Source organism: Pseudomonas sp. WS 5411 (genome assembly GCF_012985595.1).
GTDB classification, from domain to species: domain Bacteria; phylum Pseudomonadota; class Gammaproteobacteria; order Pseudomonadales; family Pseudomonadaceae; genus Aquipseudomonas; species Aquipseudomonas shahriarae.
Window position 1 is genome coordinate 70,265 of sequence record NZ_JAARMC010000011.1, and the last position, 19,266, is coordinate 89,530.

General features: G+C 60.5%; 24 protein-coding genes. 13 read left to right on the forward strand and 11 right to left on the reverse strand.

Annotated features, from left to right (window positions below; translation table 11 throughout):
- Window positions 1-18 precede the first annotated feature (18 nt).
- Window positions 19-483 (forward strand): CopD family protein, encoded by a 465-nt coding sequence (locus HBR93_RS16520; RefSeq protein ID WP_057439857.1) that lies wholly within the window; start codon window positions 19-21, stop codon window positions 481-483.
- A gap of 108 nt (window positions 484-591) precedes the next feature.
- Here HBR93_RS16520 and HBR93_RS16525 read toward each other — a convergent pair whose 3' ends face one another.
- The 3 genes from HBR93_RS16525 to HBR93_RS16535 form a co-directional block, all read right to left on the reverse strand.
- Complete coding sequence (locus HBR93_RS16525; RefSeq protein ID WP_169960711.1) at window positions 592-1,350, reverse strand: collagen-like protein; 759 nt, start codon at window positions 1,348-1,350, stop codon at window positions 592-594.
- The gene (locus HBR93_RS16530; RefSeq protein ID WP_057439859.1) at window positions 1,343-1,633 is read right to left on the reverse strand and encodes a DUF1145 domain-containing protein; all 291 of its coding nucleotides are present in this window, start codon (window positions 1,631-1,633) and stop codon (window positions 1,343-1,345) included. Before HBR93_RS16530 ends, HBR93_RS16525 begins: the two co-directional genes overlap by 8 nt.
- Window positions 1,634-1,813: 180 nt before the next feature.
- Entirely contained in the window at window positions 1,814-2,509 is a 696-nt protein-coding gene (locus HBR93_RS16535; RefSeq protein WP_169960712.1) for an OmpA family protein, read from the reverse strand.
- Window positions 2,510-2,700: 191 nt separating this feature from the next.
- Between HBR93_RS16535 and HBR93_RS16540 the strand changes: the two genes are divergently transcribed.
- The 11 genes from HBR93_RS16540 to HBR93_RS16590 all read left to right on the forward strand — a co-directional run bounded on the left by HBR93_RS16540 (window position 2,701) and on the right by HBR93_RS16590 (window position 12,317).
- Complete coding sequence (locus HBR93_RS16540) at window positions 2,701-3,198, forward strand: DUF6231 family protein (RefSeq protein ID WP_057439863.1); 498 nt, start codon at window positions 2,701-2,703, stop codon at window positions 3,196-3,198.
- 2 nt (window positions 3,199-3,200) lie between these two features.
- Complete coding sequence (locus HBR93_RS16545) at window positions 3,201-3,671, forward strand: YchJ family protein (RefSeq protein WP_057439866.1); 471 nt, start codon at window positions 3,201-3,203, stop codon at window positions 3,669-3,671.
- Window positions 3,672-3,757: 86 nt separating this feature from the next.
- Window positions 3,758-4,249 carry an LEA type 2 family protein gene (locus HBR93_RS16550; protein WP_057439868.1) on the forward strand — a complete coding sequence of 164 codons (492 nt, stop codon included), beginning with the start codon at window positions 3,758-3,760 and terminating at the stop codon, window positions 4,247-4,249.
- Window positions 4,246-4,446, forward strand: coding sequence for an SEC-C metal-binding domain-containing protein (locus HBR93_RS16555; protein ID WP_003189235.1), 201 nt, complete (start codon window positions 4,246-4,248; stop codon window positions 4,444-4,446). The genes HBR93_RS16550 and HBR93_RS16555 overlap by 4 nt, the downstream gene beginning before the upstream one ends.
- 155 nt (window positions 4,447-4,601) lie before the next feature.
- Window positions 4,602-5,246, forward strand: coding sequence for a glutathione S-transferase N-terminal domain-containing protein (locus tag HBR93_RS16560; RefSeq protein WP_169960713.1), 645 nt, complete (start codon window positions 4,602-4,604; stop codon window positions 5,244-5,246).
- A gap of 228 nt (window positions 5,247-5,474) precedes the next feature.
- Window positions 5,475-7,916, forward strand: coding sequence for a penicillin acylase family protein (locus tag HBR93_RS16565; RefSeq protein WP_169960714.1), 2,442 nt, complete (start codon window positions 5,475-5,477; stop codon window positions 7,914-7,916).
- A 216-nt stretch (window positions 7,917-8,132) separates the two neighbouring features.
- Complete coding sequence (locus tag HBR93_RS16570; RefSeq protein ID WP_057439875.1) at window positions 8,133-8,915, forward strand: transporter substrate-binding domain-containing protein; 783 nt, start codon at window positions 8,133-8,135, stop codon at window positions 8,913-8,915.
- A gap of 60 nt (window positions 8,916-8,975) precedes the next feature.
- Window positions 8,976-9,704, forward strand: a complete 729-nt coding sequence (locus tag HBR93_RS16575; RefSeq protein WP_057439877.1) for an ABC transporter permease — start codon at window positions 8,976-8,978, stop codon at window positions 9,702-9,704.
- Window positions 9,701-10,411 (forward strand): ABC transporter permease, encoded by a 711-nt coding sequence (locus HBR93_RS16580; RefSeq protein ID WP_057958712.1) that lies wholly within the window; start codon window positions 9,701-9,703, stop codon window positions 10,409-10,411. Before HBR93_RS16575 ends, HBR93_RS16580 begins: the two co-directional genes overlap by 4 nt.
- Before the next feature lie 9 nt (window positions 10,412-10,420).
- A complete protein-coding gene (locus tag HBR93_RS16585) occupies window positions 10,421-11,539 on the forward strand; it encodes a succinylglutamate desuccinylase/aspartoacylase family protein (RefSeq protein WP_057958711.1) in 1,119 nt (372 codons plus the stop codon).
- Window positions 11,540-11,552: 13 nt separating this feature from the next.
- Window positions 11,553-12,317, forward strand: a complete 765-nt coding sequence (locus HBR93_RS16590) for an ATP-binding cassette domain-containing protein (RefSeq protein WP_169960715.1) — start codon at window positions 11,553-11,555, stop codon at window positions 12,315-12,317.
- Window positions 12,318-12,503: 186 nt separating this feature from the next.
- Here HBR93_RS16590 and HBR93_RS16595 read toward each other — a convergent pair whose 3' ends face one another.
- Both HBR93_RS16595 and dcd read right to left on the reverse strand, forming a co-directional pair.
- Window positions 12,504-12,701 carry a hypothetical protein gene (locus tag HBR93_RS16595; protein ID WP_029297182.1) on the reverse strand — a complete coding sequence of 66 codons (198 nt, stop codon included), beginning with the start codon at window positions 12,699-12,701 and terminating at the stop codon, window positions 12,504-12,506.
- Between the two features lie 107 nt (window positions 12,702-12,808).
- Window positions 12,809-13,375, reverse strand: a complete 567-nt coding sequence (gene dcd / locus HBR93_RS16600) for a dCTP deaminase (RefSeq protein WP_093412595.1) — start codon at window positions 13,373-13,375, stop codon at window positions 12,809-12,811.
- Between the two features lie 392 nt (window positions 13,376-13,767).
- Between dcd and HBR93_RS16605 the strand changes: the two genes are divergently transcribed.
- On the forward strand, window positions 13,768-13,977 hold the full coding sequence (locus tag HBR93_RS16605) for a cold-shock protein (RefSeq protein ID WP_002554837.1): 210 nt from the start codon (window positions 13,768-13,770) through the stop codon (window positions 13,975-13,977).
- 188 nt (window positions 13,978-14,165) lie between these two features.
- Here HBR93_RS16605 and rpoS read toward each other — a convergent pair whose 3' ends face one another.
- From rpoS to ispF, 6 genes are all read right to left on the reverse strand, one after another.
- Complete coding sequence (gene rpoS / locus HBR93_RS16610) at window positions 14,166-15,170, reverse strand: RNA polymerase sigma factor RpoS (RefSeq protein ID WP_057958709.1); 1,005 nt, start codon at window positions 15,168-15,170, stop codon at window positions 14,166-14,168.
- Window positions 15,171-15,275: 105 nt separating this feature from the next.
- Window positions 15,276-16,109 (reverse strand): peptidoglycan DD-metalloendopeptidase family protein, encoded by an 834-nt coding sequence (locus HBR93_RS16615; RefSeq protein WP_115127538.1) that lies wholly within the window; start codon window positions 16,107-16,109, stop codon window positions 15,276-15,278.
- Between the two features lie 211 nt (window positions 16,110-16,320).
- Window positions 16,321-16,956, reverse strand: a complete 636-nt coding sequence (locus HBR93_RS16620; RefSeq protein WP_169865481.1) for a protein-L-isoaspartate(D-aspartate) O-methyltransferase — start codon at window positions 16,954-16,956, stop codon at window positions 16,321-16,323.
- A 41-nt stretch (window positions 16,957-16,997) separates the two neighbouring features.
- Window positions 16,998-17,747, reverse strand: coding sequence for a 5'/3'-nucleotidase SurE (gene surE, locus HBR93_RS16625; protein WP_169960716.1), 750 nt, complete (start codon window positions 17,745-17,747; stop codon window positions 16,998-17,000).
- Window positions 17,735-18,793, reverse strand: a complete 1,059-nt coding sequence (gene truD, locus HBR93_RS16630; protein ID WP_169960717.1) for a tRNA pseudouridine(13) synthase TruD — start codon at window positions 18,791-18,793, stop codon at window positions 17,735-17,737. Before truD ends, surE begins: the two co-directional genes overlap by 13 nt.
- Window positions 18,790-19,263: a 2-C-methyl-D-erythritol 2,4-cyclodiphosphate synthase gene (gene ispF / locus HBR93_RS16635; RefSeq protein ID WP_029297241.1), complete on the reverse strand. Its 474-nt coding sequence runs from the start codon at window positions 19,261-19,263 to the stop codon at window positions 18,790-18,792. Before ispF ends, truD begins: the two co-directional genes overlap by 4 nt.
- Between the last annotated feature and the right edge of the window lie 3 nt (window positions 19,264-19,266).

Sequence of the window (19,266 nt, forward strand, 5' to 3'; positions counted from 1 at the left end):
GCAGAACGGAGTACCTCAATGACCGTGTTTAGCCTTGCCTACACCCTGCATGTATTGGCCGCCCTGGTATGGGTCGGCGGTATGTTTTTCGCCTGGATGATCCTGCGCCCGGCTGCAATGGCGGCGCTCGACGGCCCTCCACGGCTGAAATTGTGGATGAATGTGTTTCAGCGTTTTTTCGTGTGGGTCTGGGTCGCGGTGCTGATCTTGCCGATCAGTGGCGTCGGCCTGTTGCAACTGCGCTTCAACGGGTTTGAAACCGCGCCGCGTTATGTGCAAGTGATGATGGGCTTGTATGTGGTAATGACCGCGCTGTTTATCCGCATCCAGGCGTTGCAACTGCCTGAACTGCGCACGGCTGTGGCGGCCGAGGACTGGGCGACGGGCGCGCAGGTGCTGGGAAGAATCCGAAAGCTGGTAGGGATCAATCTGATTGTCGGGTTGGTGGTGGTGGGCGTGGCTTCGGCTCGGCCGATGTTCTGAGGTTGTTCCTCAGTGCCTCATCGCGGGCAAGCCCGCTCCCACACTTTGATTTGTGAATACCCAAAAATGTGGGAGCGGGCTTGCCCGCGATGGGCCAGTGCCGATAGCTCAAAGCCGCTGGATGGTCACCGTACCGGCAGGCCCCGCCTGCCCCGCCTGGCCTTCCAGACCCGGCCGGCCTTTCTCACCGCCGTCGGCGCGGTACACCAGGCAGCCCTTGGACGCCCCGCCCTTGCCCGGCTTGCCGGCCACACCCGGTAAACCACCCGCACCACCCTCGACCCAGACCTTGATCTGCTCACTCGGATAATCCCGCGGCAACTCGATGCGCACCGCCGCCCCCGCAGCCCCCGGCAGCCCGTCGCCGCCGTTGTCACCATTGGCGCCACGTCCGGCCGAACCCCAGGTGCAACCAGGGTCTTCGCCATTGGCACCATCCAGGCCGCTGTAACCCTGGGCACCGGTGCCACCACGGGCATCGACGGACAGTTCTTCTGCAATCAACCCATTGATCCGCAGGGTCAGGTCACGCCCCGGCCGGGCCGGTTTTTCATGGGTGCCGGGCGCGCCACGGGAGGTGATTTGGCTGCCATGCTCCAACTGCGCGTGCCGCACCTGCAACTGCAGGGCCGAGGCGCTGGGCACGATGGCAATCCGCGCTTCGCGGCCCAGGTGCAATTCGTCGACAGTAACCTGGGTGATATTGGCCGGAATCAACAAGGTGCCATAGTCCGCCACTTCCAGGCGCTCCAACTGCAGCACGCTGGTGCTGTTGGGCAAGCGCATCAGCGAGTGGGTCTCGACACTGACGCTTTCGGCCAGGGCAATGGGGCTGACCAGCAGGGCCAGGAGAAAAACCTTACGCATGATTGGCATCCTTGTTGTCTTGGTTAGCCGTAGGCGCAGGCAGGCTCTTTATATGGAACATCCCCAGCAACAGGATCAGCAGGCGGTCACGCCAGGGGTGAGCACGATGTTTGACGCTGGCGTTGAATAACACCAACTCCAGAAGATGGACCAGCAACAACAGGCTGCCGACCAGGTTGACCAACAGATGAAATGGATTAGTCAGCGGTTTGAACAGGTTGACCAGCACAACCGTCCAGAACAGCATCGCCAGCAACTTCCCCAATCCTAGCAACAGCTTCATGCCCTACGCCCCCTTGCACATTATTCTTTGGGCGCACAGTAACGAGTTCTACAGGCGATTTGCCAGTGAAGGATTAAAAAACTTGAGAAGGCTGCGACTTGGCGGCCAGATCGCCGAGATTCGTCGGATACAGCTGTAAGAAATGCCCCTGGCACCACCCAGGGGCATATCAGAAATGTCTTAGCGGTTGATTTGAATTTCCACGCGACGGTTCTGGGCGCGGCCGTCGGCGGTTTTGTTGTCGGCCACCGGATGGCTCTCACCGGCCCCCGTCACCGACACAAAGTTACTGCGGGGCACGCCGGTGCTGACCAGGTACTCGGTCACCGAACGGGCGCGTTTTTCCGAAAGTTTCTGGTTGTAGGCATCTTTACCGACGCTGTCGGTGTGCCCGCTGACCCGCAACTGCGCACTCGGCGCTTCCTGTTTCAGGCGTGTGGCAACCGTGTCGAGCTTGGTTTTGTCGGCGGCCGTCAGCCGGGCCGAATCGAACTCGAAGTGCACATCACGAATCACGATGGTCTCTTCCTGGACCACGACCACTTCCTCGACGACGACCGCCTCAGGTACCGGCGGGCAGCCGTTGGCATCCACCTGCACGCCCTTCGGGGTGCCCGGGCACTTGTCGCGACTGTCCGGGACGCCATCCGCGTCCTCGTCACCGTCGCCATGCACCCAGCAATAGGCGCCGGCCATGCCGCCAATCAACAATGCGCCACCGCCAGCCCATGAAGAGCTTTCGGTAGCGCCCAGCGCGGCCCCGGTTACGCCGCCGAGGGCGGCACAGGTGGGCCAGTCGTTTTTTTGCAAGCCTGCGCAACCTGTCAATACTCCGGTTAGCAGAACCAAGGGTAGAGCTGTCCGCATGATGCTCATTTGATTTCTCCTGAGGGGATCGGCCGCAAGCCGATGGGTGGAGTAAAGACCGCTCTTTTCATCTGCGCCAGCCGGCCATACCCCCGTATTCATTGGTCGAGGCCGCTTTTTCCGGTCGACAGGCGAGCGCCCGCTCTAGGCCCGCACGCTCAAGCAGGCTAGTCTTGAAGGTTCTGATGTGAGGATCTTCGATGACCGCCGGCAATTCTTCCCGTACTCCGCAGCAAGCACTCGCTGCCCTGCTTGATCGCCAAGCCCCCAAACGCCTGCTGGTGTTGGGCGCCGGCCACTTCCCGGCGCTGGAGGCATTCCAGCAGGCGCACCCTGACACCGTGGTCTGCGTCGCCGGGCCTGGACCATTGCCACCTGAGGTGGCCGCCCAGCGATTTGACCTGGCCCTGGTGGTCGATTGCCTGGAGCACCTGTCAAAACGTGCAGGTCTGGAGCTGCTGGGCGGCGTGCGCAACCTCAATGCCAGCCGCATCGCCGTTCTCGCCGACCTTGCCGCCTGCGGCTGGAAGGACACCGACTTTTTCTCCCTGGCCCTGCAGACCAATGAGCAGTTTTGCCGCGACAATCAGGTACTGACGCTGTTTACCTACGATCTGCTTGAATACAAACAAGTGCCGGACTGGCTGAATGCCCGGTTCTGGGCCAACCCGGAAAATTTCGGAAAGTATTGGTGGTAACCATGAGTACATCCATTTGCCCTTGCGGCAGCGGCAACCTGCTGGATGCCTGTTGCGGCCACTACCACACTGGCCACCCCGCGCCGTGCGCCACCGCGTTGATGCGCTCACGCTACAGCGCCTATGTGCTGGGGCTGGTGGATTATCTGGTGGCCACTACGCTACCGGCACAACAGAACGGCCTCGACCGTGATGCCATCGGGGCCTGGAGCGCGCAAAGCACCTGGCTCGGCCTGGAAGTGGAAAGCTCCGAGGTGTTTGGTGGGCAGCCGGAACATGCCTTTGTCACTTTTACCGCACGCTGGCATGACAGCACCGGCGAACACAGCCACCGCGAACAGTCGTCTTTCGTACAGAACGATGGGCGTTGGTACTTTATTGATCCTACGGTGGAGGTGAAGGCCGGGCGTAATGATGCCTGCCTGTGCGGCAGTGGGCAGAAGTTCAAGAAGTGCTGTTCCAGTTACCTGTAAAACCACGGACACCGCGTTAAACCACACAACACTCGTCATCGTTGACGACCATCGCCGGCAAGCCGGCTCCTACAAGGGATTGCGTCATGGTCAGCCGATTACGAACCTACAGCTGTTTAATGGTGTTGACCGTTGGCCTCTCGGGCTGTGCGTCCTGGTTCGCCGATGACACGCCGCCGCCACAGATCCATCTGGTCAAGGTCGAGTTGGTGCGGGCCAAGCTGCTGGAGCAGAAATTCAAGCTGCACTTTCGCGTGGATAACCGTGACGACTCGGACCTCACCGTGCGCGGCCTGATCTATAAGATCAGCCTGGCTGACGTGGAGCTGACCGAGGGCGAATCCAACGAGTGGCTGACCATACCGCCCCATGGCCGGGGATTTTTCAAGGTCACGGTGCGCACCAACCTGTGGCCACAGGTGCGGGAGATCGCCGACCTGCTGAAAAATCCGCACCGCCCCATCCCCTATCGCCTGGAAGGTGAGCTGAAAACCGGATTATTCATCGGTAACGACGTGCACGTGATGCGCAATGGCGAGATAATCCCCGGCGATTTTATTCCGGAGCGACACCAATGACTCAGCAACCCCATGTCCATGGTCCTGACTGCAACCACGATCACGATCACCACGATCACGACCATGGTCATGTCCACGGCCCGAACTGCGGCCATGCCCACCAGGAACCGGTGCGCAACGCCCTGAAGGACGTTGGCCGCAACGATCCATGCCCATGCGGCAGCGAGAAGAAGTTCAAGAAGTGCCACGGCGCCTGATACGCGTCCCGCAGGAGCCGGCAAGCCGGCTCCTACAGTTCTATCGTTAGACGCAAATATTTCATTGAATTTTCGGTAGCTGAGCACTACCTATACCTACAGGCACATCAGCGGGCGTCCTGCCCGTTCAAGCATCACCAATCCTGGAGAGCTTCATGATCGACCTGTATTACTGGACCACCCCCAACGGTCACAAGATTTCGTTGTTCCTGCAAGAAGCCGGCCTGCCCTACGAGGTGCACCCGATCAACATTGGCCAGGGCGACCAGTTCAAGCCAGACTTCCTGAAGATCGCTCCCAACAACCGCATTCCTGCCATTGTCGACCAGCACCCGAGCGACGGTGGCGCGCCGATTTCGCTGTTCGAATCCGGAGCCATCCTGCTGTACCTCGCGGAAAAAACCGGTCAGTTCCTGCCCAAGGACCTGCGCGGTCGCCAGGAAGTGCTGCAATGGTTGTTCTGGCAAATGGGCGGCCTGGGTCCGATGGCCGGGCAGAATCACCATTTCAGCCAGTTCGCCCCGGAAAAAATCCCCTACGCGATCAAACGCTACGTCGATGAAACAGCGCGCCTCTATGGCGTGCTCGACCGGCGCCTGGCGGACCGCAGCTTCGTTGCCGGCGAGACCTACAGCATTGCCGATATGGCGATCTACCCGTGGATCGTTTCCCACAAATGGCAAAGCCAGCGCCTGGAAGACTTCCCCCACCTGCATCGCTGGTTCAACCTGATCAAGGAACGCCCGGCGACAGTGCGGGCCTATGACCTGGTGCAGAAGGTCAACCCGCCGAAATCCTGATACACGCTCCCCCCTGTGGGAGCTGTCGAGCCCCGGCGAGGCTGCGATGCAGGCGCTGGGGCTGCCAGATACAGCGCGATGCTCCTATCGCAGCCTGGCTAAAGCTCGACAGCTCGCACATCTGCTCAATCAAATCCTGAAAATTAGCATCGCCTCCCGCTTGCGTCGGTTCGCCGCGCTCACTAACGTAGCGCCTTTACTGACGCTACCCCCCGCAGGAGCTTTGCCATGGCCTCGCCAGCCCTCTCACGTTTTCTTCCCCGGTTCGGCGTTGCCGCGGCAGTGGCCAGTGCCTTGGGCCTGGCCGGTTGCCAGTCACTGAACAGCCAGGACACCCTGCCCCCCGTTTCCGGCGTGCAGCCGCTCAAGGGCCTGGCGCAGAATGTTTCCGTACGGCGTAACAGCCAGGGCATGCCGCTGATTGAAAGCAGTACCTTCCACGACGCGCTGTTCACCCTCGGTTATGTGCACGCCAGCGACCGGATCAACCAGATGGTTACCCTGCGCCTGTTGGCCCAGGGCCGACTGGCGGAGATGTCCGGTCCGGACGTGCTGGATGTCGACCGCTTCATGCGCGCCGTCAACCTGAAGAAAAGCGCCAGCGAGCTGTACAACGCCTCGTCGCCGCGCCTCAAGCGCTTCTTTGAAGTGTATGCCCGCGGCGTCAACGCCTACCTGTTCCGCTACCGCGACAAACTGCCGACGGACCTGGCCCAGACTGGCTACAAGCCCGAGTACTGGAAGCCAGAGGACTCGGCGCTGTTGTTTTGCCTGCTGAATTTCAGTGAGTCGGCCAACCTGCAGGAAGAGTTGTCCGCCCTGGTACTGGCGCAAAAAGTCGGCGCCGACAAACTCGCCTGGCTGACCCCAAGCTACCCGGACGAACCGCTGCCTGTGGCGGAGTCCGACAAGCTCAAGGGCGTCAATCTCGGGCAGATTCCCGGCCTTGCCACGCTCAACAGCATCAACGAACACCTGAGCAGCCTCAACACCCTTGGGGTTTCCACCTCCAGCAACTGGGCCATCGCCCCGCAACGCAGCCGCAGTGGTCGCAGCCTGTTGGCCAACGACCTGTCTACGCCTATGCAGGCGCCGTCCCTGTGGAATTTCGTACAAATCCGCGCGCCGAAATACCAGGCGGTCGGGGTGTCGATTGCCGGGATTCCGACCTTGCTGTCCGGTTTCAACGGCAAGGTGGCCTGGAGCATGAGCCAGGTGTCCGGCGATACCCAGGACCTGTTCCTGGAGAAGGTCAAACGCCAGGGCAGCGCGCTGTACTACGAGCACAACGGCAAATGGCTGCCGACAATCGTGCGTAACGAAACCTTCTTCGCCAAGGGCCAGCGGCCGATTCGCGAGGCGGTGTACGAAACCCGCCACGGACCGTTGCTCAACAGCGCCCAGTCGCTGACCAGCGGTTACGGCCTGGCCCTGCAAACCGCCAGTTTCAAGGACGACAAGAGCCTGGATGCGTTTTTCGACCTGTCCCGGGCGCAGAATGTGGAAAAAGCCTCGGACGCCAGCCGCGAGATTCGGGCCATCGCCCTGAACATGGTATTTGCCGACGCCAGCAATATCGGCTGGCAGGTCACCGGGCGTTTCCCCAACCGCCGCGAAGGTGAAGGCCTGCTGCCCTCGCCGGGCTGGGACGGGCGCTTTGACTGGGATGGCTACGCCGATGCGATGCTGCACCCCTATGACCAGGACCCGCCACAGGGCTGGGTCGGCACGGCCAACCAGCGTACGGTGCCCCACGGCTACGGCATGCAACTGTCCAACTCCTGGGCCGCGCCGGAGCGCAGCGAACGCCTGGCGCAACTGGCCGGCAACGGCAAGCACGACAGCCGCAGCGTGATCGCCATGCAGTACGACCAGACCACGCTGTTCGCCGCCAAACTCAAAAGCATGTTCCAGGCGCCAGGCATGGCCCAGCCACTGAAGCAGGCGATTGATGCCCTGCCTGCCGCAGAGCGGGCCAAGGCCCAGCAGGCCCTGGGCCGCCTGATGGCGTTCGACGGGCGGCTGGCAGCCACCTCGGCCGACGCCGCGATCTACCAACTGTTCCTGCAGGAAAGCGCCAGGCAGATTTTCCTCGACGAGCTGGGCCCGGAATCCAGCGCCACCTGGAAAGCCTTTGTCAGCAACGCCAACCTGTCCTACGCGGCCCAGGCCGACCATCTGCTGGGGCGTGAAGACAGCCCGTTCTGGGACGACCTGCACACCCCTGGCAAAGAAGACAAGCCGGCGATTCTCGCCCGCAGCCTGGCTGCTGCAATCACCGCCGGCGACAGCCAGTTGGGCGCAGATCACAAGGCCTGGCAATGGGGAAAACTGCACAGCTACACCTGGAAAAACACCGGCGGGCAGACGATTCGCGGCCCATTGGCAGCCGGCGGCGATCACAGTACGTTGAACGCAGCGCCCTACAATTGGGGGCAGGATTTCGCCACCAGCCAAGTCCAGGCCCTGCGCATGATTGTCGATTTCGGCCAGGTGGAACCGATGATGGGTCAAGGCGGGATCGGCCAATCCGGCAACCCTGCCAGCCCGAACTATGCCAATGGCATTGATCCATGGCTCAAGGCGCAATACCTGAGCTTCCCGATGCAGCCACAGAACTTTGAAAAGGTGTATGGCAAGACTCGTCTGACCCTGGTTCCGGGAAAGTAATCCCACGTAGGCGACCCGCCCGCACTGCAATGGTGCTGAAGATTTCTAGCGCCCGATATCGGGCGCTTCCTACGTTACCCTTCGTGTAATCCCGCCAATTAAAAAGACTATTCAGAACTATGGTGCAGAAATTGCTACTTGCGATTCGTCTGACACCGTTCAGTAACAGTCCTAATCGCGCCATAAGCGCTTATCTTGGTTCCCAGGGATTACCTAATGAAAAAAGCATTGCTGACCCTTTCTGCACTCGCACTGTGCATGGCCGCCGGTACCGCCTTGGCCAAGGAATACAAAGAATTGCGTTTTGGTGTGGACCCTTCCTACGCGCCATTTGAATCCAAGGCCGCCGACGGCAGCCTGGTGGGCTTCGATATCGACCTGGGCAATGCCATTTGTGCGGAGCTGAAGGTCACGTGCAAGTGGGTGGAAAGTGACTTTGACGGCATGATCCCGGGCCTGAAAGCCAAGAAGTTCGACGGTGTGATTTCGTCCATGACCGTGACCCCGGCCCGCGAGAAGGTCATCGACTTCTCCAGCGAGCTGTTTTCCGGGCCGACCTCCTATGTATTCAAGAAAGGCTCGGGCCTGAGCGAAGACATGGCCTCTCTCAAGGGCAAGACCGTCGGCTATGAACAAGGCACCATCCAGGAAGCCTACGCCAAGGCTGTGCTGGACAAGGCCGGAGTGAAAACCCAGGCCTACCAGAACCAGGATCAGGTCTATGCCGACCTGACCTCGGGCCGCCTGGATGCGTCGATCCAGGACATGCTGCAGGCCGAACTGGGCTTTCTGAAATCGCCACAAGGGGCGGACTATGAAGTCAGCAAGCCCGTAGACAGCGAAATGCTGCCCTCCAAAACGGCTGTCGGCATCGCAAAAGGTAACAAAGAGCTCAAAGCCCTCCTGGATAAAGGTATCAAAGCGTTACACGATGATGGCACCTACGCCACCATCCAGAAAAAACACTTCGGCGATCTGAACCTGTACAGCGGCAAATAACGCTGCGGCGCCCGCCGCTCCAAGGGGTGGGCGCACTACCGATTGCCAAAGGCGTACCCCATGTTTGAAGACCTGTTGCAGACCCTCGGGCTTGGCGCGTTCAGCTTGAAAGGGTTTGGCCCGCTGTTGCTGCAAGGCACCTGGATGACCATCAAGCTGTCGGTGCTGTCCCTGGCCGTCAGCGTGCTGCTGGGGCTGATCGGCGCCAGCGCCAAGTTGTCGAGCCTGGCGCTGTTGCGCATTCCCGCGCAGCTCTACACCACCTTGATTCGCGGCGTGCCGGACCTGGTGCTGATGCTGTTGATTTTCTACAGCCTGCAAACCTGGCTGACCAGCTTCACCGACTACATGGAATGGGAATACATCGAGATCAACCCGTTCGGCGCCGGGGTGATTACCCTGGGCTTTATCTACGGTGCGTATTTCACCGAGACTTTTCGCGGCGCGATCCTCGCCGTGCCCCGCGGCCAGCTCGAGGCCGCCACGGCCTATGGCCTCAAGCGCGGGCAGCGCTTTCGCTACGTGACCTTCCCGCAAATGATGCGCTTCGCCTTGCCGGGCATTGGCAATAACTGGATGGTGATGCTCAAGGCCACGGCGCTGGTGTCGATCATCGGCCTGGCCGACGTGGTCAAGGCTGCCCAGGATGCCGGCAAAAGTACCTACCAACTGTTCTTTTTCCTGGTAGTGGCGGCCTTGATCTACCTGGCCATTACCAGCGCATCAAACTTCGTCCTGCGCAGGCTGGAAGCCCGTTACGCCGCCGGCTCACGGGAGGCAGTGCGATGATCGAACTGTTGCAGGAGTACTGGCGGCCTTTCCTTTACAGCGATGGCAACCATATGAGCGGCCTGGCCATGACGATGTGGCTGCTCACAGCCTCGATCTGCATGGGTTTCGTGGTGTCGATCCCGTTGTCCATTGCCCGCGTCTCGCCCAAGCGCTGGGTCCGTTGGCCGGTGCAGTTCTACACCTACCTGTTTCGCGGCACACCGCTCTATATCCAGCTGCTGATCTGCTACACCGGTATCTACAGCCTCGCTGCGGTTCGCGCACAACCATTGCTGGATGCGTTTTTTCGCGACGCGATGAACTGCACCCTTCTGGCCTTTGCCCTCAACACCTGCGCCTACACCACGGAAATCTTCGCCGGAGCCATCCGCAGCATGGCCCATGGTGAGGTCGAAGCGGCGAAAGCCTATGGCCTGAGCGGCTGGAAACTCTACGCCTACGTGATCATGCCGTCGGCCCTGCGCCGTTCATTGCCGTACTACAGTAATGAAGTGATCCTGATGCTGCACTCGACGACGGTAGCCTTTACCGCGACGATCCCGGACATCCTCAAAGTCGCCCGGGACGCCAACTCGGCCACCTTCCTGACTTTCCAATCGTTTGGTATCGCTGCGCTGATCTACCTGACCGTGACCTTTGCCCTGGTCGGTCTGTTTCGTCTGGCGGAGCGGCGCTGGCTGGCCTTTCTCGGGCCGAGCCATTAAGGAGCCCCTATGCGGCAACAGATTCATCCCCTCCTCGCCCCCGTGCCAGGCACGGCACGGCAGATTCACAGTTTTCACTTCGGGCCAGAGCAGGCCGAAGGCAAAATCTACATCCAATCCTCGCTGCACGCCGACGAACTGCCCGGCATGCTGGTGGCCTGGCACTTGAAGGTACGCCTGGCGGAACTGGCTGCAGCCGGCCGCCTGCGCAGCGAAATCGTGCTGGTGCCGGTGGCCAATCCAGTGGGCCTGGAGCAAGTGCTGATGGACATTCCCCTGGGCCGCTACGAGCTGGAGAGCGGGCAGAATTTCAATCGCCTGTTTGTCGACCTCAGTGACGAGGTCGGCAATCAGGTCGAGGGTCGGCTGGGGGATGATCCAAGGCGCAACGTCGCGCTGATCCGCGACAGCCTGCGCCAGGCCCTCGACCGCCATGTACCGGCCACGCAGCTGCAATCCCAGCGCCTGGTGCTGCAACGCCTGGCCTGTGATGCCGATATGGTGCTGGACCTGCATTGCGACTTCGAAGCCGTCGCCCACCTTTACACCACGCCCGAGGCCTGGCCGCAGGTCGAGCCGCTGGCCCGTTACATCGGCGCCGAAGCCTGCCTGCTGGCCACCGATTCCGGGGGGCAATCCTTCGATGAGTGTTTCACCCTGCTCTGGTGGCAATTGCAGCAACGTTTTGGCGAGCGCTTCGAGATTCCCCAGGGCAGTTTTTCCGTGACCCTGGAGTTGCGCGGCCAAGGCGATGTCAATCACGGCCTGGCCAGTCTCGATTGCCAGGCGATCATCGACTATCTGATCCGATTTGGCGCCATCAGCGGCGAACCTGCACCCCTGCCCGACTTGCCCTACCCCGCCACGCCGCTGGCTGCCGTCGAACCGGTGGCAACCCCGCTAGGTGGCTTGCTGGTGTTCCACGCGCTGCCAGGGGAATACCTGGAGGCCGGGCAGTTGGTCGCCGAGGTTATTGACCCCATTCACGACCGCGTCACCCCCGTTCACTGCCGCCATGCCGGCCTGATGTATGCCCGCTCGCTAAGGCGCATGGCCACGGCCGGCATGGTGATTGCCCATGTCGCCGGCCTTACGCCCTATCGCAGCGGCTATTTACTATCGCCTTGAGGATGCACGCCCCATGTACAAACTGACCGTTGAAGGCCTGCATAAAAGCTATGGCGACCATAAAGTGCTCAAAGGTGTTTCGCTAAAGGCCAAAAGCGGTGATGTGATCAGCCTGATCGGCGCCAGCGGCTCGGGGAAAAGTACCTTCCTGCGTTGCATCAACTTTCTTGAACAACCCAATGACGGCGCCATTAGCCTGGATGGCCAGCCGATCCGTATGGTCAGCGACCGCCACGGCATGCGCGTGGCCGACGAAGCCGAGCTACAGCGCCTGCGCACCCGCCTGGCGATGGTGTTCCAGCACTTCAACCTGTGGAGCCATATGAGCGTGCTGGAAAACATCAGCATGGCCCCCCGCCGGGTCCTGGGCTGCAGCAAAAAGGACGCCGAGGACCGTGCCCGGCGTTATCTGGACAAGGTAGGGCTGCCGGCACGGGTGGCCGAGCAGTATCCGGCGTTCCTCTCGGGGGGCCAGCAACAGCGAGTGGCTATCGCACGCGCCCTGGCGATGGAGCCGGAGGTGATGCTGTTCGACGAGCCGACATCGGCCCTCGACCCGGAACTGGTGGGCGAAGTGCTGAAGGTGATCCAGGGTCTGGCTGAAGAGGGGCGGACCATGATCATGGTGACCCACGAGATGAGTTTTGCACGCAAGGTTTCCAGCCAGGTGCTGTTTTTGCACCACGGGCTGGTGGAGGAGGAAGGCACGCCGGAAGACGTGCTGGGCAACCCGAAAAGCGAGCGTTTGCGGCAGTTTCTAAGTGGCAATCTGAAGTAAGAGGCCAAGGCAAGAGGCCTTACTGTGGCGAGCGGGCTTGCCCGCGTCGGGCTGCGTAGCAGCCCCTGTAACGTTGCCGCCTGTCTTCAGATACACCGCGGCGCCAGGTTTCAGGGCTGCTGCGCAGCCCCACGCGGGCAAGCCCGCTCGCCACCACAAAAGCTACCAGCGGTTTGTGGAGGCCTGTCAGGCCACTGGCGCGGGTGGTGGCTCATCCGGCAGGGTCGGCACACCAGGCTCGGTGGGTTGTTCCGGGGTATCGGGGTCAGGCTGGCCAGGGATGCCGCCGGCGGCGGGGTCGGCCATCAGGGACCAGGCCAGAACACCAATCTGGTTGGGTTCAAGCCGGGCAAGTTCGGCGCTGATTCGCGGGTCGATCTTCATAGGGTACTCCTCAAGCGTGGCTCGGCGCGCTGTGCACGCGCCGAGGCAGTACTCCCAATAGAGTGCCTGCCCGCTGACAAATTCCCTTGCTCTGTAAGACGTTTCGATCAGGTGCGTGGCAGGGTGACGCCGCGCTGGCCCTGGTACTTGCCGCCACGGTCTTTATAGGACACTTCGCACTCTTCGTCGGATTCGAAGAACAGCATCTGTGCGACGCCTTCATTGGCGTAGATCTTGGCCGGCAAGGTGGTGGTGTTGGAGAACTCCAGGGTCACGTGGCCTTCCCATTCCGGCTCAAGCGGAGTCACGTTGACGATAATGCCGCAGCGCGCGTAGGTGCTCTTGCCCAGGCAGATGGTCAGCACATTGCGCGGAATACGGAAGAACTCGACAGTGCGCGCCAGGGCAAAGGAGTTTGGCGGGATGATGCACACGTCGCTCTTCACATCGACGAAACTCTTTTCATCGAAATTTTTCGGATCGACGGTGGCCGAGTTGATGTTGGTGAACACCTTGAACTCATCGGCGCAACGCACATCGTAGCCGTAGCTGGAAACCCCGAACGAAATCAGGCGCTCGGTGCCCTCTCCGCGCATCTGGCGCTCGACGAAGGGTTCGATCATGCCGTGCTCTTGCGCCATGCGGCGAATCCACTTGTCCGATTTGATGCTCATGGCGGGTGTCCTGAATAGCGAGGTGGAAAATTCTGTTGGGCATCTTACCGGGGCTGGCCTCGCGGTTCAAAGGACGCGGGGGTTTTTCTTGATTAAGTTGCGCCCGATCACTGTCAGCCGTATGGGGCGGGCCCTGCCCCTGAATTAAAGGGCCGCAGGCCTGTAAAAGGCACCGCCAGTCACGAAAATAGAGAAACCTTCGGAAATACCATTGGCACGTTCCGGAAAAAGGGTTAAGGTGGCGCCACTGTGCTGCTTGTGTCACTGAGAATCTCTACACGATATGTTGAATTTCGATCCAACCATCTCCAAGAATTTTTCCTGCTCTTTGCACTCAGTCTCGGCCAGGGCTTTTCCTGAGTCGCAGTTAACTTTGTCCAAGGAGATACACCATGTCTAATCGCCAAACTGGTACCGTTAAGTGGTTCAACGATGAAAAAGGCTTCGGCTTCATCACTCCACAATCCGGTGACGACCTGTTCGTTCACTTCAAAGCTATCCAATCCGACGGCTTCAAAAGCCTGAAAGAAGGCCAACAGGTTTCTTTCATCGCTACCCGCGGTCAGAAAGGCATGCAAGCTGAAGAAGTTCAAGTTATCTAACTTGTACTGACTTAGTCGAAAGAACCCCGCCCTTAAAAGCGGGGTTTTTTTATGCCTGGGATTTGATGCTGCCCTTGCGGCGAGGGTCGCCCTCAAGGTCGCCATCGTCGGCAAGCCGGGCTCCCACAACGCAAAACGCCCGGTGCACTCCCATGCACCGGGCGTTCTCATAGCTACCTTACAAGCCGTTACTGAAACAACGACTCACTCGACAAGCCATTCTTCTCCAGGATCTCCCGCAAGCGCTTGAGACCCTCAACCTGGATCTGCCGCACCCGCTCGCGGGTCAAGCCGATCTCCAGGCCAACATCCTCCAGGGTACTGCTCTCATGGCCACGCAGACCGAAGCGGCGAATCACCACCTCGCGCTGCTTGTCCGTCAGTTCTGAAAGCCATTGGTCGATGCTCTGCGACAAGTCATCGTCCTGCAACAGCTCACACGGATCCGTTGGCCGGTCATCCGTCAGGGTGTCCAGCAGGGTTTTATCCGAATCCGGACCCAGCGAGACATCGACCGAAGACACACGCTCATTAAGACCCAGCATGCGCTTGACCTCTCCCACCGGTTTTTCCAGCAGGTTGGCGATCTCTTCAGGCGATGGTTCATGATCCAGCTTTTGAGTGAGCTCACGTGCTGCCCGCAGGTACACGTTAAGCTCCTTGACGACATGAATCGGCAACCGGATGGTCCGGGTCTGATTCATGATTGCCCGTTCGATGGTCTGGCGAATCCACCACGTAGCGTAGGTCGAGAAGCGAAAACCCCGTTCAGGGTCAAACTTCTCCACTGCCCGGATCAGGCCGAGGTTGCCCTCTTCGATCAAGTCCAACAGGGACAGCCCACGATTGACATAGCGTCGGGCGATTTTCACCACCAGTCGCAGGTTGCTTTCAATCATGCGCTTGCGCCCAGCAGGATCGCCCTTTTGCGACAGTCGCGCAAAATGGACTTCTTCTTCGGGAGTGAGCAAGGGGGAAAAGCCGATTTCATTGAGATACAACTGGGTCGCATCGAGCGCCCGGGTGTAATCAATGTACTTATGCTGTTTTAACGCTGTGGAGTTTTTGGACTTGGTACGAACTGAAGGTACAGCGGGTCCCTCATTCGACATCGAATCCGTACCGATGCCGGTCTCCATAAGGAGAACCTCATCGTCGATGTCAAACTCCGGCGCTTCTTTACTGAGAGCCATTGTTATAGTCCTTTGGTGAGTTCGACCTCAAGCTCAAGCGACGCCTTTATCCTTGGCAACGCTGGAGCCTGTTCCTTCTACGTGAGGGAACAGGCTGACAACACATCAACGCCGGGGTAGGAATTGCAGTGGATCTACAGGCTTACCTTGGCGGCGAATCTCAAAGTGCAGTTTCACCCGGTCTGTACCAGTCGACCCCATTTCGGCAATTGTCTGTCCGACTTTGACCTGCTGCCCCTCCCGAACCAACAACCTGCGGTTATGACCGTAGGCACTGACGTAGGTATCGCTGTGTTTGATGATGACCAATTCGCCGTAACCCCGTAGACCACTCCCGGCGTATACAACAGTCCCATCAGACGCAGCTAAAACAGGCTGTCCCAAATCCCCGGCGATATCAATGCCTTTATTCAAACTACCGTTTGAAGAGAATTTTCCAATAAGAATGCCATTCGAGGGCCATCCCCAACCCTTCGGCGCAGGCCCCGCAGGTGGCAACGGCGCGGCTGCCGGCTTGCTCGCAGCCGCCGGCGCAGCGGTGCCTGCAGGCCGGGTGAAGACCGTCGTCTTGCTGGAAGAAGAAGCCGAGGAACCGGATTTTGTCACAACTGCCGTGGGTGCCGAACCCGTGCGCCCATCGAAGCGTATCGTTTGCCCCGGATGAATCGTATAGGGCACTGGGATGTTGTTCCGCGCGGCCAGCGCCTTGTAATCCCAACCATAACGGAAGGCGATCGAGAACATGGTATCGCCCTTGCGCACCACGTACTGCCCGGTGGTCACCGTAGGCCGCTGCGGTGCCGCGCTATTGCGGTCGACGACCCGCGCCCCGCCGCCTGTGTTGGAACAGGCAGCCAACAAGGAACTCAAGACAAGGCCAATCACCAGTCGCTGAAAGCTCGTTTTACTCATACGCTGCGCAATGACTGTGAGACTCACCCGCCGCTCCCTTTGTGGTGGCTGAAACATGAACGCCTGTATCAGGCTTGAAATATGTAGCAAGTATAACTGGCTGCCGGACGTTAACCGGCAACAAGGTAGAAACGAAAAATTCATCTCGTTGAGTAACTACCCAACTTGATGTTGACTCAATGAACCCCGCTGTAAGACACATACCCGACAATAGAATTCAGTACGCCGTCATAAATGATCAGGCCAGCGGCCCATTAAGTAACGGCACAAAACGCACTGCCCCCAGGACATGCCGCGAAAAACCTTCTTCTTCGCGCACAATCAACATCAGTTGCTGTACTTCGCCCGAGCCGACCGGAATCACCAGGCGCCCGCCCGGGGCCAGTTGGTCGAGAAGCGCCTGAGGCACATCCGTGGCCACGGCCGTCACGATGATGCCGTTATAGGGCGCCAATGCCGGCCAGCCCTCCCAGCCGTCCCCCCAGCGAAACACCACATTGCGCAGGTTCAACTCCACCAGGCGCTCCTTGGCCCGGTCCTGCAGGACCTTGATCCGCTCGACGGAAAACACCCGCTCCACCAGCTGCGAGAGCACGGCGGTCTGGTAGCCGGAGCCGGTGCCGATTTCCAGCACTTTGTCCAGCGGGCCCGCCGCCAGCAGCAGCTCGCTCATGCGCGCCACCATGTAGGGCTGGGAGATGGTCTGGTTATGGCCAATGGGCAGCGCGGTGTCTTCATAGGCGCGATGGGCCAGGGCCTCATCGACAAACAGATGACGCGGGGTACGACGGATGACTTCCAACACCTGGGCGTTGGACAGCCCCTCTTCGTAGAGCCGCTGGATCAATCGCTCACGGGTGCGCTGGGAGGTCATGCCGATGCCACGGCGCAACAGGTCGTCCTGTTCACGAGCCATCAGCGCAGCCCCTCCAGCCAGGGATCGAGACCACCGAAGGCATCATTGAAGGTGCGATCAAGTTGTAACGGGGTAATCGAAACATAACCTTGCATCACCGCATGAAAGTCCGTGCCCGGCCCGCCATCCTCGGCGTCGCCCGCTGCAGCAATCCAGTAGCCTTCCCTGCCACGGGGATCGACCACTTTCAGCGGTGCCGCGGCGCGGGCGCGATGGCCCAGGCGGGTCAACTGGATACCGCGAATATGGTCCAGGGGCAGGTTGGGGATATTGACGTTGAGCACTGTACGTGGCGGCAGCACCAGGGTGTCGTGGGCCTCCACCAGTTTGCGCGCGAAGTACGCGGCGGTCGCCAGGTTATCCACCTGCCGCGACGCCAACGAAAAGGCAAATGCCGTGCGCCCCAGGAAACGCCCTTCAAGGGCCGCCGCCACGGTGCCGGAGTACAACACGTCATCGCCCAGGTTGGCGCCCAGGTTGATCCCGGAAACCACTAAATCCGGCTCATCGGCCAGCAAACTGTTGATCGCCAGGTGCACGCAATCGGTCGGCGTGCCATTTACGCTGATAAAGCCGTTGGCCAACGTTTGCGGGTGCAAAGGACGGTCGAGCGTCAGCGAACTGCTGGCGCCGCTTTTGTCCTGGTCCGGGGCAACCACCACGCACTCGGCGTAATCGGCCAGCGCAGCATGAAGCGCGGCAAGGCCGGGTGCGGTGACCCCGTCGTCGTTAGATATCAGAATACGCATGGGCTGTCCGTCTGCCCCACCGGCACCAGATCAACAAGCTCGCGCACCAAAACAGTGGCGAAGCATCCGGCCGGCAGGACGAATTCCAATTGCAGAATGTCAGTCTCGGGATAATGCCACGTCAACCCGCCAATGGGCAGTCGCAGAATGCGTCGCTCCTGACTCATGCCGGCTTTGGCCAGCCAATCGCACAGGTCTCCTTCGCTCGCTGCGACGGTTTGCTCCAGCGCATGGGTGGCGCCGCTGGCGGGCGATTCGCCTTCACCCCACTGCGGGCCGGTGGGATGCAGGTCGAGGATGGCCAGGCGCGGATCGCTGCACTCCGCCTCCCCGGCCGGGAAAAAGCTGCGGCTGTCGGTGAACGCCAGCAAGTCACCGACCTGGGCGCGCTGCCATGAACCATCGGCAACCCGCGCCGCCAGCACTTTATTGAACACAAAGCTGCGCGCGGTCGACAGCAGGCGCGAACGCACATTGCGCTGCTCCGGCAGGGCCTTGCGGGCCGCCCAGTCGCGGGCATCGACGACGTTGCCGCCGTTATGGCCAAACCGCTGGGCGCCGAAATAGTTGGGGATACCGTGTTGGGCGATCAGTTGCAGGCGCGCATCGATCGCGGCGTGGTCACCGACCAGTTGGGTCAGGCGCAGGGTAAAACCGTTGGCCGCATGGGCGCCACGCTGCAACTTGCGCTTGTGGCGGGCGGTCTTGAGGATCTTCAGGGTGTCGTTTTCCGCCGCGCTCAGGTCTGGATCGGCCTTGCCGGGCAGTTGCACGCTGAACCACTGGCGGGTCAGCGCCTGGCGATCCTTGAGGCCGGCATAGCTGACCGTGCGCAAGGGCACGCCAGCAGCCTTGGCAATGCGCCGCGCGGCCTCTTCGGTGTTCAGGCCACGCTTTTCCACCCACAGCCACAGGTGCTCGCCCTCGCCGGTCAGCGGGATATCCAGCACCTCGTCCACCTGGAAGTCCTCAGCCGTCGCCTTGAGTACCGCGCTGCCCAGTGCTTCACCATAGGCCCGCGGCCCCAACAGTTGCAGGTCGTTCATGCGCGCAGCAACAAGGCGACGGAGTGCACGGCGATGCCCTCTTCTCGACCGGTAAACCCGAGTTTTTCGGTGGTGGTGGCTTTCACGTTGACTTGATCCAGTTCTATTTGCAGATCGGCGGCAATCACTGCGCGCATCGACTCGATATGCGGGGCCATTTTGGGCGCCTGGGCGACGATGGTGTTATCGACATTGCCGACCTTCCAGCCCTTGGCATGGATCAGGCCGACCACATGCCGCAGCAGCACGCGACTGTCCGCGCCCTTGAAGGTGGGATCGGTGTCCGGAAAGTGTTTACCGATATCCCCCAACGCCGCCGCACCGAGCAAGGCATCGCTCAAGGCATGCAGCACAACGTCGCCGTCGGAATGAGCCAGCAACCCATGGTGGTGCGCAATGCGCACGCCGCCCAGGGTGATGAAGTCGCCTTCGGCGAAACGGTGCACATCATAGCCGTGGCCAATACGCATAAA